15 protein-coding genes and 1 riboswitch are annotated in these 13,119 nt (G+C 36.6%); of the genes, 2 read left to right on the top strand and 13 right to left on the bottom strand.

Annotated elements, in window-relative coordinates; genetic code table 11:
- Positions 1 to 89: 89 nt before the first annotated feature.
- Positions 90 to 182, bottom strand: a riboswitch (glycine riboswitch).
- 145 nt (positions 183 to 327) lie between these two features.
- From ADM90_RS07640 to ADM90_RS07600, 9 genes are all read right to left on the bottom strand, one after another.
- Positions 328 to 843, bottom strand: a complete 516-nt coding sequence (locus tag ADM90_RS07640; RefSeq protein ID WP_053994402.1) for a shikimate kinase — start codon at positions 841 to 843, stop codon at positions 328 to 330.
- A gap of 20 nt (positions 844 to 863) precedes the next feature.
- Entirely contained in the window at positions 864 to 1,064 is a 201-nt protein-coding gene (locus ADM90_RS25015; protein WP_053994401.1) for a hypothetical protein, read from the bottom strand.
- Positions 1,042 to 1,467 (bottom strand): competence type IV pilus minor pilin ComGF, encoded by a 426-nt coding sequence (gene comGF, locus ADM90_RS07630; RefSeq protein ID WP_053994400.1) that lies wholly within the window; start codon positions 1,465 to 1,467, stop codon positions 1,042 to 1,044. The genes ADM90_RS25015 and comGF overlap by 23 nt, the downstream gene beginning before the upstream one ends.
- Positions 1,460 to 1,780 (bottom strand): hypothetical protein, encoded by a 321-nt coding sequence (locus tag ADM90_RS07625; RefSeq protein ID WP_053994399.1) that lies wholly within the window; start codon positions 1,778 to 1,780, stop codon positions 1,460 to 1,462. The genes comGF and ADM90_RS07625 overlap by 8 nt, the downstream gene beginning before the upstream one ends.
- Positions 1,773 to 2,213 carry a competence type IV pilus minor pilin ComGD gene (gene comGD / locus ADM90_RS07620; RefSeq protein ID WP_053994398.1) on the bottom strand — a complete coding sequence of 147 codons (441 nt, stop codon included), beginning with the start codon at positions 2,211 to 2,213 and terminating at the stop codon, positions 1,773 to 1,775. The genes ADM90_RS07625 and comGD overlap by 8 nt, the downstream gene beginning before the upstream one ends.
- Positions 2,213 to 2,551, bottom strand: a complete 339-nt coding sequence (comGC, locus tag ADM90_RS07615; protein WP_053994397.1) for a competence type IV pilus major pilin ComGC — start codon at positions 2,549 to 2,551, stop codon at positions 2,213 to 2,215. The genes comGD and comGC overlap by 1 nt, the downstream gene beginning before the upstream one ends.
- A gap of 9 nt (positions 2,552 to 2,560) precedes the next feature.
- On the bottom strand, positions 2,561 to 3,634 hold the full coding sequence (gene comGB / locus ADM90_RS07610; RefSeq protein WP_053994396.1) for a competence type IV pilus assembly protein ComGB: 1,074 nt from the start codon (positions 3,632 to 3,634) through the stop codon (positions 2,561 to 2,563).
- On the bottom strand, positions 3,612 to 4,631 hold the full coding sequence (gene comGA / locus ADM90_RS07605; RefSeq protein WP_053994395.1) for a competence type IV pilus ATPase ComGA: 1,020 nt from the start codon (positions 4,629 to 4,631) through the stop codon (positions 3,612 to 3,614). Before comGA ends, comGB begins: the two co-directional genes overlap by 23 nt.
- Before the next feature lie 369 nt (positions 4,632 to 5,000).
- The gene (locus ADM90_RS07600) at positions 5,001 to 5,453 is read right to left on the bottom strand and encodes a VOC family protein (protein WP_053994394.1); all 453 of its coding nucleotides are present in this window, start codon (positions 5,451 to 5,453) and stop codon (positions 5,001 to 5,003) included.
- Between the two features lie 563 nt (positions 5,454 to 6,016).
- On the opposite strand from ADM90_RS07600, the gene ADM90_RS07595 reads away from it, so the two are divergent.
- Positions 6,017 to 6,487, top strand: coding sequence for a peptide-methionine (S)-S-oxide reductase (locus ADM90_RS07595; protein ID WP_053994393.1), 471 nt, complete (start codon positions 6,017 to 6,019; stop codon positions 6,485 to 6,487).
- Positions 6,488 to 6,690: 203 nt separating this feature from the next.
- Here ADM90_RS07595 and ADM90_RS07590 read toward each other — a convergent pair whose 3' ends face one another.
- From ADM90_RS07590 to ADM90_RS07575, 4 genes are all read right to left on the bottom strand, one after another.
- Positions 6,691 to 9,030 carry an ABC transporter permease gene (locus ADM90_RS07590; protein WP_235473370.1) on the bottom strand — a complete coding sequence of 780 codons (2,340 nt, stop codon included), beginning with the start codon at positions 9,028 to 9,030 and terminating at the stop codon, positions 6,691 to 6,693.
- Position 9,031: 1 nt separating this feature from the next.
- Entirely contained in the window at positions 9,032 to 9,793 is a 762-nt protein-coding gene (locus tag ADM90_RS07585; RefSeq protein ID WP_053994392.1) for an ABC transporter ATP-binding protein, read from the bottom strand.
- Between the two features lie 118 nt (positions 9,794 to 9,911).
- On the bottom strand, positions 9,912 to 11,177 hold the full coding sequence (locus ADM90_RS07580) for a HAMP domain-containing sensor histidine kinase (protein WP_053994391.1): 1,266 nt from the start codon (positions 11,175 to 11,177) through the stop codon (positions 9,912 to 9,914).
- Positions 11,174 to 11,863, bottom strand: a complete 690-nt coding sequence (locus ADM90_RS07575) for a response regulator transcription factor (RefSeq protein ID WP_053994390.1) — start codon at positions 11,861 to 11,863, stop codon at positions 11,174 to 11,176. The genes ADM90_RS07580 and ADM90_RS07575 overlap by 4 nt, the downstream gene beginning before the upstream one ends.
- A gap of 448 nt (positions 11,864 to 12,311) precedes the next feature.
- Here ADM90_RS07575 and ADM90_RS07565 point away from each other — a divergent pair, with 448 nt between their 5' ends.
- Positions 12,312 to 13,022, top strand: coding sequence for a helix-turn-helix transcriptional regulator (locus tag ADM90_RS07565; RefSeq protein ID WP_053994388.1), 711 nt, complete (start codon positions 12,312 to 12,314; stop codon positions 13,020 to 13,022).
- The last annotated feature ends 97 nt before the right edge of the window (positions 13,023 to 13,119 follow it).

The raw sequence follows: 13,119 nt of genomic DNA, 5'->3' as shown, positions 1-13,119 counted from the left end.
AAACTGACTCGCACGCTTTAACATTGCCAATTAGTCGGCTTTCCCCTTTGGTGGCTGTGCTTGTTATACTACAGCTCTCTCCAGAGTTGCGTCTTGTACGAGTCCTTTTACCTGAGAGATTCATAGCCCATTGCTACTTGCTCCTTCGGTGACGTCTACACGCGCTCTCCCCGCACAATCATCCGCCCAAGATAAATCTTGGTACTATTTAGTATTCAATGAACATTTCGTTACTTATTTGTCTATATCCTAACATTAAATGCATTGGAAAGGCAATCATTTTTTAAAAAGATAGCAAAACACGAACGATAATAAAATAATAAGTAATTATCGTTCGCCTTTCAACCTTTTCACTTGAAATACTAAATACTCTAAAATTTGGCGAATGGTTCTGCCTTCTGTTAGCACCTGAATATGCCCTGCATCACGATAAAATTTTCTTCTGTAATGATACAGTTTTTCGAGCTCCTCCTTTGTAGAACTTTGAACAATTGGTCTATTTAGGTCATGCTGAATACGTTTATAAATATCTTCAAACGACGCATCCAGAAAAAATACCAATCCACTGCGTCTCATAATTTTTCGATTCTCAGCGTTCATGGCAACCCCACCACCTGTAGAAATAATACAAGCCTCGTCTCGAAAATTTTTCAAAAAGGCTGTTTCTATTTCTCGAAAGCGTGCCTCCCCGTATTTTTCAAAGATTTCTGGAATGGTCATCCCCTGCTGTCGCACAATCTCATGATCCATATCATAATATGGCATCTTTAACAAATAGCTTAAACGTCTTCCTAACGCACTTTTTCCGCTGCCCATAAAGCCAACTAAATATATTTTTCGCAATTCGGATCACCTTCTTATAACTACGATTCTACACTGTCTGACAAAATTTGTCCTAATAAATTTATCGTAGCTCGAACATTCAATTTTTCTAGCCTATCATAAGTTCGAAACTGCATTTCATAAGACATACAATACGCAAGAACAAAAGTAGTTACAAAAAATAATAATGCAATTGCGATTAAAAAAATAGCCCCTCTGTCATTTTTCAATAATTGCCACATAGAAGGTTCGCTCCTTTTGCATACCGCTAGGAAATTTGACAGCAACTGTCAGCCTATTGTCTATATAGCGAAATTGACAGGCATCAACACCATTTAACAGTGGCACATGTCCACCGTTTACTTGTTCTCGAATAAGATTGCGATAACAATCAATATGATAAACAATTTCTCCTCGTTGAAAGGTGATTCTTTTATGATCATCACGAATGGAAAACGTCGAAACTTCATGTAGATATCTATTTAAGTCATACACAAAAAGCTCCCATTCTGACTGTTCATCTGTTAGCATGGTTGAGGTCATGTCAGCAAACCATACCATTATTAGTACAAAAAGATGAGAGACCAAGACAAATACCACTAACTGAAACAAAGCTTCTAATAATGTATAGCCCTTCTCATTCATAAACTTCACCTGTTAGCTGAATACATTTTTGACGAGGCTCACGCATATTATGAAAGCTTACGCAAATGCCTTGTCCATCGTTATATTGCCATTGATAAGTAGCCTGTTCAACTGTTCTGGAGCCTGCTGTTTGTTCGTAGGCTTGATATTGCTTTAGCCCCTCATAAGCCGTTTCAGCCGCTATCACCTCCATCTTTTTATTGGTAAGATTGGTTTTCATGGTATAGCTAATTGGCAATAAAGATGTGCAAAGCAACATGAAAATAACTATGGCTGCAATTGTTTCTACAAATGAATATCCTAACTCATTCAACTCTAGCTCTCCCTCGTCCTAGTGTAATAATCACTCTTTTATACCCTTGTGGCGTTTTAAATGTCAGTGTGCCAGCTGTCATCACATTGCCACTGTAATTATAAATAAGCCTATATATAGAACTTTCATCAGGTAAAAATTTAACTCCTTTTGGAAAGGGGCGTACATATAAATTCGCAAAAACACCTTTTTGAATGACATAGCGATTGGCTCCACTTTCAAATGTCATCGCTATATATTGGCGTTGATCCATGCTGTAGGTTTGAATATAGTGAATATCTAATTCAATTTGTGTAAAAAAACGCTCTAATTCCTTTGCTTCAGCTATTTTCCAGGAAAATTTAAGAACAATTGCCGTGAGGCTCATCGCAATTACGAGAACAATTAGTATTTCAAGCAGCGTAAAGCCTGCTTCATGTTGACGTTGCCTCATTAGCCACCTGAACCCGCCTCTGAGTCAGCATTCGCTAAACGTACCTCACCTTCGTTGGTAATCACAATTTCTTCTTTGTTTGGACATGACGTTTCATTTTCTTTCAGATAGCCCTCCTTTACCAAATCATCCAATGTTGGATACGTCATCAAATCCACGCGGTAAGCCTCAACCTGACCTTGCACCATGCTAATATAAGCAGTACATCCCTTCTCATCAATCGTGGCAAAGTGTTTGGTAACATTTGGGATAGTAATTAGAATTAAAATAGATATAATTAACAATACGATTAACATTTCAATTAAAGTAAAACCTTTTTGTTGTTTTGTATACTTCATTATTTCCTCCTATACGATTTCAATCATCTGATAGATTGGCAGTAATAAACTCATATAAGCTGCTATGATGCATATGGCAATTAAAATAAAGAAGGTAGGCTGTACAAGTGCGAGCACTTTCTGGAAAAGCTGCTCCTGCTTGTCCATTAATAAATCACCGTACAATACTAGCTCTTTTCCTAAATAACCACTTTGCTCACCATGCGCTATAAAAACGGGAAAGTCCTGCTGAAACACAGCGAGCATCTTGACTGCCTGTGCTAAGGATTCTCCGAAAATAACCCTTTCTTTTAGACGCTGTGAAAGATTTTGCAGAAAAGGCTGAAGCTGCTGTTCCTCTAAAATTTGAAGGCTCGCCTGTAATGAAAAACCACTTTGAAGCAAGCTTCCTAAATAGGCAGCAAATTGTCTTGTTAGCGTTAGCCTAAAATAGCTTTGTAGGAATGGAATCTTTAAGAGGATGGTAAGCTGCGTAGTAATAGCTTGTCGTTTAAGTAAGAAGCGACAAAGCCATGCTAGACAAAGTGTCACAAATGCAACGACAATTACCGCATCTGGTATATGCAGTAACATATTCGATAAAGCTATGGTTGCTGCTTCTGTTTCGGCTGTACGACTTGTTGTTATTCTTTCAATATTTGGTAGGAATACGGTGCGGAAGACGAAGAATAATACTAATAAAAAGAAAATCAATATAATCGGATAGGCAAGCAGCTTAATCAACTTTTTCTTGGTTTGCTCACTTATCGCTAGCTGCCTAGCAACACCCTGTAATGCTTCCATCATATGGCCATTATTTTCGGCTACCGTAATTGCCACTAAATGCTGCTTGCTTAGCTGCAATGTTTCAAGTATGCCTGTTACCCCTACTCCCTGCCTCAGCTTGTCATCAATTTGCTGTTGTATATCCTGATATGACTCAATATGATGAGGTAACAGCATCGCAATCGCCTGTGGAAATAAATAGCCCTCTTGCATTAGCACATATAAGCGGTTGAAAAATTGAGCCTGCTCCCTTACCCGCCATTTTGTTGCCTTTTTATACTGAAGAAGTAGCCGATCAATATATGTTTGTAACCGCATATTGCTGATTCTCCAATAATTCTTTTTGCCCCATTAATGTTCGTTCATAAGGAAGCTCATAAGGCGTCTTTGCTGCTATAGCAGCAATGGCCTTACTTAAATAGCCATCATCTAAAATTTCATAAATGGCACGACGTTCTTCGTGTATAGTTGGTGCTTGGAAAAGTAGCTGAGCAACAATGCCAATCACTGTTTGCCGAAGCTCCTCAATGGATACACCTAAGTCCATTAAACGATAAAGACAGTTAATGGAATCTTTTGCATGAATCGTTGCAAGGACTAGGTGACCAGTTAAGCTTGCCTCGATTGCAATTTTCGCCGTTTCCCTATCCCGAATTTCACCAATCATAATGACATCGGGAGAGTGCCGTAAAATCGCTTTTAGCCCTGTGGCATATGTAACGCCTGCTCGCTCATTTACTTGAATTTGCAGTAAATTTGCTTGGCTATTTTCTACAGGGTCTTCTAAGGAAATAACATGTCGCTGTAATTCTGTAGAACAATATTGAATTAAAGAATACAGCGAGGTAGATTTGCCAGAGCCTGTTGCACCTGTAAAAAACAAAATGCCCTGCTTACTTTGCACAAGTGTCATTAATTGCTGTGCTGCACTTTCGGAAAAACAAAGGGAAGTTAGTGGGAAGGTATGATTTTGAAGAAGTAATCGGATAATTAAGCTTTCTTTTAAGAATACCGAGGGGAGTGTTGATACGCGAAAGGCGTAAGGATTTTGCTCCATCGCTTTTTGAAAGGAGCCGCTTTGGGGTTTACGGCGCTCACTAATATCTAACTCTGCAAGAAATTTATAATACGATATCATTCGTTCAGCTAGGTCATGAGGTAGATCACCTGCTTGCAGGAGCTTATCATATTTTCGAAAATAGAGCTGGTATTTTATACTTCCTGGCACCAGCAATACATCGGATGCACCAAAATGATAGGCTTTTAGTAAAAGCTGCTCGCATTTTTGTTCAACAACCGTTTCAAAACTTTGCATTACATGCACCTCTCTTCTAGTTCATGCGAATATGACCGCCCTATTCGTTATCCCTAGTATAAATAGAAAGTTGGCAGTAGAAAAGCCCTTTGCTGAAAATAAAAATTTGCGCTAAAAATACGTGAGAAAGTAGAGTTTTCAGCCTTTTCATCAAAATTCTTGTATTTCCTTCAGCAGACATTTGGACATCTGCTGAAGCAAGATCAAAGCAGCCAGCATAAACAATTATCAGCTGACTGTTTTCATCCTCTCTTGTTTAAAATAATAGCAATTCATGTAGGTTGGTATGCATAGATAAAAAAGTTGTTTAAGTTGCTTTATCAATATCTAAATCAAAAAAATAAGGAGTGATACGTACTAGCCGCTTACTTATTTGTTACCGAGCTGTTCCGCCAAACCGATTAGCAGTCCTTCGACTCCACGAATGTAGCAGAGTCGATACGAGTCCTTGTACTGAACCACTTCGCCAACGAGCTGAGCACCATGCTTAGTGAGTCTCGATACCATTTCATCAATGTCTTCAACGGTGAACATAACGCGTAGATAACCGAGAGCGTTTACAGGAGCAGTCCGGTGATCTGCTATAGTAGGCGGGCTGAGAAATCGCGAAAGTTCAAGTCGACTATGGCCATCCGGGGTAACCATCATAGCAATCTCTACGCACTGAGAACCAAATCCAGTTACACGGCCAGCCCATTCACCTTCGACAGTGGCTCGCCCTTCGAGGTTCAAGCCAATCTCCTCAAAGAAAGAGATTGCGTCATCAAGGGATTCTACAACGATGCTGACATTATCCATTCTTAGTAATTTATTTTTTGTCATCGTCTTATCTCCTTATGTGTAAAAATTTATTATCTCTATAAATTATTCTATTAAAAAGTTACAAATTCCTTCCAAATAACAAACACCTTGTCATAGGATAGGAAAATGTGAAATTCGGTTTTCAGGAAGAACTGGAAAACCTTCACCATCCACTAACATGTATCTCCTACTGTTATCCTCTAAAATTCCTTCTTGCACCTTCATTACTGCATCTACAAGATCCATTCTTTTTGACGCTTAGGCTACGTCCCCCAACAATAACAATGTTTAATTTTTTGATAATTATTATACATCCTTTTTAATATATCAACTATGTACAAAAAAGAGGATATATGCTCATATATTGAACATAGTGTCCTCTCATGATTATAGTATAGTTAATTTACAATAAAACCAATTTAAAAATAATATAGTTGTTTGACTAGTGTTCAACAATCGGGTCATAATGGGGAATAATCAAATTTGTCATTATTCGAATATGTAGCAAACTTAGTAATTACATCTTTCTCGTCCCATTTACTTGGAATGAAATTTTTATTTTTTAAACAAGAAGGAGAGTCAATATGGAAGTAGTATATTTTGCAGGTGGATGTTTATGGGGCGTACAAGCTTTTATAAAAACTTTACCTGGCGTTACGTTTACGGAGGCAGGTAGAGCGAATGGAACAAGTCATACGCTTGAGGAGGATTATGATGGGTATGCTGAATGTGTAAAAACAGAATTTGATCCGACAGTTGTCACAATCAGGGAATTAATGGGGTATTTTTTTGAAATCATTGATCCCTACAGCTTGAATAAGCAAGGACAGGATGTTGGTGAGAAATACAGAACAGGCGTCTATAGTGAAAAGCCCGAACATTTACAAGAGGCGAAGGCGTTTATTGGTGAGAGAAATGATTCCGACCTTATCGTTGTTGAAGTATTACCACTTACAAACTACATAAGAAGTGCAGAAGAACATCAAGATAGGTTAGCTAGATGTCCAAATGATTACTGTCATATTCCCGAAGAACTATTAAATAAGTATACGTAAGAGAGATGATGAAAAGATGATTGAGGGGATCTATAGTTTTCAGACATGCTTAAGCATACAATAAAGGGAATTGAACTGTTTTTAACAAGAATTAAACAATTTTTAAGAGCCTTATTACATATCTCATGTAGTAAGGCTCTTGTAAATGAAACCACTTTATTATTGCTCTACAGCAGGCTCCTGTCAGAGATGAGCGATTGCTATTATTCTGTCATTAAACTGTGAACCGTAATTTTTTTGATTTTTAAAGATACCAGCATGGAAACCAGATAGCCTAATAGAAGGATTCCAATGCAAAGTAGTAGAACGGTCGGTAAATGGATGGTAAAATCCAAACGTTTTACGCCTGCACTTGATAGTAATACAGCAAGCACTGGATTAGTGAAAAAGTAACCAAGCGCACCCCCAATTGTAACGCCCGTAATGATAACTGGTAGAAAGCTGATGGCGATTTGATGCATTAGTTGCATTGTTGAATAGCCGATAGCTTTCATCACACCAAATTCCTTTTTACGCTTAATAATCATTGTTTTAATGACCAGATATAGAATCATGACAACAACTAGCACGGTGATGGCTAGAACCGTCAGTAGCACAGCAAACACTGCATCTGTATACATACTTGTTTCGCTCTCTATATTTTCATCGATATCTACTGTTCCAACTAGATAATCCCCATATTGCTCTTGGACATTTTTGATAAAATCTTTGTTCGATATACCATCTAAATAAACATTAAGGGTAAATCCTTTATAGTTTGTTTGTAATTGTTGAATTCCTTCTAATGTTAATGCGGCTACCTGGCCTGAATGATGAATTAATTGACTGATTCCAGTTACTAGAAAACTAGCTGTTTCATTCTCAAACTCTACTTCAACTGTATCCCCAATTCCTTTATTAATTTGGTTTGATACAACCCAAGAGATGGATATTTCATTTTCATATTTTGGCTGGCGACCTTCGTAGACGATATTGTTTTCTAACCGGTCATAATGATTCGTAACATTTGTATACACGATTTGACCATCAATTTTCGTTTGAATTTTATCCAATAGATTCACTTTCCGTACATATTCCATTTGTTCAATATGACTCAAAAGTTCTCTTATATCTACATCTGGTTTGATAATTACATACACATTTGCAGGTTCTACACCGAATAAGTCCACAAATGCCGTCTTATCTGACGCAATGTTATAATAGGACACTGCTGAAAAGACAGAGGCAAAAGTTAGTGCAATAATGATGAAAAGAATCATCATATTTTGTTTTGCATTTGCAAGTGTTGATTTAATCGCAAGTAAGAAATGAAGTCCACCTCTCGCTTTTTCCAATGGAACACGATTTTTTCTAAAGTTATGCGTTTGAATGCCGCCACGAAGTGCTGCAACAGGCAGAATTTTCTTAACACGAAAGGCGGATAGTAGTGTAACGATTAAAACAGCAAGTGTAACAAAGAAAATACTGATCAAATTAGCCATAAGACCAAATGTTTGCGTCCATATTAAACCAGATAACGTTGAAATAATACTTCCGAAGAAAGACATAAGAACATATGACAGCGCAATTCCTATCACACTTCCACAAAGAGCAATGAAGATAAATTGTAGAATCATCGATGAAAGAATTTGCCTACTTGTGTAACCAATCGCTTTAAGTACCCCAATATTTTCCACACCATCTTCAATACTATTTGCAACTCGGAATTTAATGACAATGAGTGAAACAAGTACAATTATTATTGCAAATGCTACCAGTATTGTCGCTAGAAGATTAATCGTTAATGTAGTTACACTTTTCACTTGTTCAATATCTAATCCCCAAATATTAGCATTCACTTCTATTGATTGGTGGAATTCTTTAAAAAAATTGTTTTTTAACGTTGATGATTGTGTTTGATCGTCCAATATTGCAGATATAACCAAGCCTTCTGATTGGGTACTTAATTCGTCTGCCAATTTTAAATAGGAAGGTTCCGGCAACATAAATTTCATAACGCCCATGTTATTCGTACCCATCATCGTTGTTTCAAAAAATCCTCCAATTCGATACTCATATTCCTTGTCTTGATAGGTGATGGTAAAGTGATCACCTAATTGATAGCCACCATTTGTTTTAAAACTATACGGCACAAAAATATCATGAGAACTATATGTATTCAGTTTTTCTATCAAATTTAACGGGCCAATACTACGTTTTGTATCCGCATTAAAAATAATGACATTAGTCGATAATTCACTATTGCCAAAGTTAAATTTAGCCATGTTCATTCTGATCATTTCTTCTGTTTCTGACTCTGTCACCCCAGGATATTTCGTTATAAATTCTCCATAACTTGAATGATAATTTGCATAATCCATCATTATTATTGCGTGAGGATCTTTTAATTGTTCAGCTTTACTTTCAAAAAATGTATTGATTTGTGTAATAACCATTAAACCGATATTCAAAAGTAAAGCAGCGACCAAAATAAAGATAAATAAAGAAAAGGTCGCAGATTTGCTTTTTCGAATATTCGCCATCGCTAGGTTGATGATCTTCACCTTACCACCCCATTTCTGCAAGGAAATTTTTGAGCTTTTTATGGCGCTCGACATTGTCTTTCTCGCTGTATGTACCTAACTGCAAGTCACCGCAAATAACACCATCCCGCAAATAGAGAATCCGATTTCCGCGCAACGCAGTTTTCATATCATGCGTGACCATCACGATACTTTGCCCGTTACGATTGACATCGGTAAATACATCCAGAACACTAGTACTAGCTGCTGAATTTAACGCACCGGTTGGTTCATCCGCAAACAATAATTTCGGGCTGTTTATTAATGCTCTAACAATTCCAACTCGTTGCGCCTCCCCGCCAGAAAGCTGTGTTGGGAACTTAGACCATGCATTTTCGCCGATTCCTACTTGATTTAATAATTCTTTCGCTTTTTCTTCAACTTCACGCTTATTTTTATTCACTAACAGACCGCTTGCCAGTACATTATCAAGCACACTCATATTGTCTAATAAATAAATTTGCTGAAAGACAAAACCACAATGATTTCGTCTAAATACCGCCAGCTGGTCGTTGTTTAATTTCGCTAAATTTTCGCCTGCAAAATCAATTGTGCCTAATGTGGGCTTATCCATACCACTCATAGCATAAAGCAGCGTCGATTTCCCAGAGCCTGAACTCCCCATAATGATGGTAAAATCCTCTTCTAGCAAACAAATATCCAAATTTTTCAATACATGCTGTTGAATTCCGGCGCTTGAGAAGGTTTTACATAGCTTCTCTGTTTTAATAATTGCCTTTGTCATATTTTTTGTACGCTCCTTTATATTCAATTCAAAAAAGACTGTAATGAAGATTACAGCCTTATCATACAAAATAAATTCTTAGCCAATCTTTAGGCAATTCTTAACTAATCCTTAATTCTTATGCCAGTTTAATTTTTAAGACAACTGTAAAACCATCTTGGCGGTTGTAACAGTGAATATGGCCCTGCATATTTTCCATAAAATATTTTGAGATATAGAGACCAAGCCCTGAACCATTCTTCCCTTCAACATTTTTTCCGCGATAATATTTATTAAACAATAGGGGCAATTCTTCTTCACTAATGCCACATCCGAAATCTATCATATGGAGTTCGAGATAACCGTTATTAATTTGCGACTTAACGATGACCTTTGTGCCTGCATATTTATAGGAATTACTAATAATATTGTCTATTACCTGCTGCATACGTAAGGGGTCTGTTAAAATAATGCATGGTGGAATAGCATCATAGACGATTTGATGATCATAATTAACATTTTCAATCATCTCTACAAGGATTTCGCTCGATTGCTCAGTTACCGTTAACTTTAATTGTTGTAGTTCTTCCAACGTAGCGTGGAACATATCCGTCACAAGCAAATTAATTTGCTCTGCCTTTGAGGAGATCGTCTGCACCTGCTTTATGACCTTGTCCTCCTTTGCCTGCATCAGCATCAATTCACTAACTGCCTTGATGGAGGCAACAGGTGTCTTAATATCATGACTTAATGTGGCAACTAACTCCTTCTTACTGCGATTGGATTCATACTCTCTTTGACGAGCAGCATCAAGCTCTTCCCGTAATAGATCAAAGCTTTCCGTAAATGCGCCAAAGTAATTGTTCTTGCCCATATTTAAAGGTATATCGAAATGACCCCTCGCCACATTTGCGGCAAAAGCCTGAAGCTGCTGAAACGGTTTTAATAAGGCCCTGTAAATATAGGTAATATAAAGAATGCTAATGATCATTAATAAAGTAAAAATCACACAAATGGATTTGACTAGTTCACTTTTCATTTGTTCCACTATTTCTTGTTCGTTATTATGGATAATGATTTTTCCTACTATTTCGTTATCTTTTTTTACATCTATCACTATATCCCTATTTTTTATGGCATCGTATATATGATGAAAAGAAGTATCTAATGTTTGGTAAATCACGTTTTCAGAGGCATCTATAATTGAATATGGCTGGAGTATGCTACTGCTGTGAAAAGTTTCTTCCTGAATTTGTCCCCAATTTTTTTCAACTGTTTTGACCAGATCATTTATGGCGATAAGATCCACTTCTTCAGTATTCTTATTGTTAATAATGATGGTTGAGCAAGTAATGCCGACAGCAAAAACCACTACAATCATTATAATGAGCCATTTTATTTTCATCCGCTTGTATCCTCTAAAATATAGCCTGTCCCCCATACAGTTTTAATCAATTGCGGGTTCTTGGGATCCTCTTCAATTTTCTCACGTAAATGCCGAATATGTACATTAAGCGTGCCATCGCCTACAAAGGAATCGCCCCAAACATTTTGAAACAACTCATCTTTTGTGATGATACGATTTTTATTTTTTGCCAAATAATGCAGCAGTTTATATTCCATCATTTTTAGTTGAATATCAACACCCTTTACCCGCATACGATGAAGTTTTGTATCCATTTGAATTTGTCCAAATGTCAAAACCTCTTGTTGGTTGCTAGAACCACTACCATATCTTTTAAGTACAGCTTTGACCTTTGCTAGTAAAATACTTAAAGTATAGGGCTTTTGTATGTAATCATCCCCGCCTATGTTCAGCGCAATTAAAACATCATCATCGCTGGAACGGGCACTAATAAATAGAATTGGAATTTGCGTTGTTTTACGCAATTTTTTACATAAATCAAACCCCGACTCATGCCCAAGATTGATATCGAGAAGAATTAATGATGATTCGTGTTCCTCCAAAAAACGCTCACATTCCGCCGCACTTGTCACAAATGCTGTTTTGACCTCAAACATATTAAAATATTCACAGGTCGTTTCAGCTAAAGCCATTTCATCATCCACAACTAAACAATCTACTTTCATCATAAGCCTCCTTTGTACACTTTCAAAAACCATTTAATGGATCATTTGAACTAGACACTTTCCTCTCTTCGATAAAGTTATAGCATACTTTAATGGTATTGCACCATACTTATCTAAAGTATTTTAGTGATGATCAATCAGCGTTGCTTCACCATTAGATTTTCCATTTTTGATCGCTAAACCATTCATGAAAGATTGTACCTTATGTAATTTTTTATTATTTCTTACACATACAAAATTAAGCGCCTTCGCTTGTGTTTTACTATTTTTCAGTGCATCTTCATCACAAATGGTTACTATAATAAAAAATAAATACATGAAAAAATTATTATTTATACAGAAATGAACTGTATCTTTTTCAATAATACAATATAATAGAAATATCATGATTATTTTCCTAGCACCTGGTAGACGAATAACAATCAAAAAATTTAAAGAGGTGAAGCATATGATCCATCCATTAAAAATTACTAGTACACTCGCTGATGAAACAAGATACTCGATTTATGAGTATATTCTAAAAGAAAAGAAAACGGTTACAGTCCAAGATATTGCAGATAAATTTGGCATTCATCCAAATGTTGCTAGGCTTCATTTAACAAAGCTTGCCGAAATTAATATTATCTCTGCTGATTTTGTGAAAACAGGCAAAGGCGGTAGACCAGGACGTGTTTATAAAGCCTCCGAAAAAGGTGTATCCCTCTCGTTTCCAAGACGTGATGAGGATCGTTTATTAAAATGGACAATTCAATTAGTGCAGGACATTGGTCCATCAGCATTAACAAAATGTCAGGAAATTAGCTACCAAGACGGCTATCAGCAAATGAAGAACTATATAAATGCTGAATTAACATTAAGTAATTCCCTTTCCTTCGATGATAAGCTTCAGCTATTAACAGATAATGCTGCATTAATTGGCTATATTCCGCAAGTTCAGCAAACTGAGCAAGGAAAAAAAGTAATATTCTCCATTTTTAATTGTCCATTCCAGGAGCAGTTGTCTGCTCATTCCGAAATTGTTTGTTCATTACATGAATCCTATTTAAAGGGGCAACTAGATGCATTATTTTCAAACAATGAATTTGTGCAAATGGAAAGTATGATACATAATTGTGATTTATGTAAATATGAAATAAACGTGACAGAAATCGATCGCTAGTTAAAAAATCCATTTGTTTGTCACAAAGAAGCAGAAGTTCCAGTTTACAGACACCTTTCATATCATTTATAATGAGTAAGAGATTATTGTGTCGTGG

Origin of the sequence: Lysinibacillus macroides (assembly GCF_001281525.1) — a bacterium.
GTDB classification, from domain to species: domain Bacteria; phylum Bacillota; class Bacilli; order Bacillales_A; family Planococcaceae; genus Lysinibacillus; species Lysinibacillus macroides.
This window is presented reverse-complemented; position numbering and strand designations above follow the sequence as displayed.

Bases quoted from the DNA above. Each gene is read 5' to 3' on its own strand.
- ADM90_RS25015 (WP_053994401.1), bottom strand. From the start codon at position 1,064: ATGTGGCAATTATTGAAAAATGACAGAGGGGCTATTTTTTTAATCGCA.
- comGF (WP_053994400.1), bottom strand. From the start codon at position 1,467: ATGAATGAGAAGGGCTATACATTATTAGAAGCTTTGTTTCAGTTAGTG.
- comGD (WP_053994398.1), bottom strand. From the start codon at position 2,213: ATGAGGCAACGTCAACATGAAGCAGGCTTTACGCTGCTTGAAATACTA.
- comGC (WP_053994397.1), bottom strand. From the start codon at position 2,551: ATGAAGTATACAAAACAACAAAAAGGTTTTACTTTAATTGAAATGTTA.
- comGB (WP_053994396.1), bottom strand. From the start codon at position 3,634: ATGCGGTTACAAACATATATTGATCGGCTACTTCTTCAGTATAAAAAG.
- comGA (WP_053994395.1), bottom strand. From the start codon at position 4,631: ATGCAAAGTTTTGAAACGGTTGTTGAACAAAAATGCGAGCAGCTTTTA.
- ADM90_RS07600 (WP_053994394.1), bottom strand. From the start codon at position 5,453: ATGACAAAAAATAAATTACTAAGAATGGATAATGTCAGCATCGTTGTA.
- ADM90_RS07595 (WP_053994393.1), top strand. From the start codon at position 6,017: ATGGAAGTAGTATATTTTGCAGGTGGATGTTTATGGGGCGTACAAGCT.
- ADM90_RS07585 (WP_053994392.1), bottom strand. From the start codon at position 9,793: ATGACAAAGGCAATTATTAAAACAGAGAAGCTATGTAAAACCTTCTCA.
- ADM90_RS07580 (WP_053994391.1), bottom strand. From the start codon at position 11,177: ATGAAAATAAAATGGCTCATTATAATGATTGTAGTGGTTTTTGCTGTC.
- ADM90_RS07575 (WP_053994390.1), bottom strand. From the start codon at position 11,863: ATGAAAGTAGATTGTTTAGTTGTGGATGATGAAATGGCTTTAGCTGAA.
- ADM90_RS07565 (WP_053994388.1), top strand. From the start codon at position 12,312: ATGATCCATCCATTAAAAATTACTAGTACACTCGCTGATGAAACAAGA.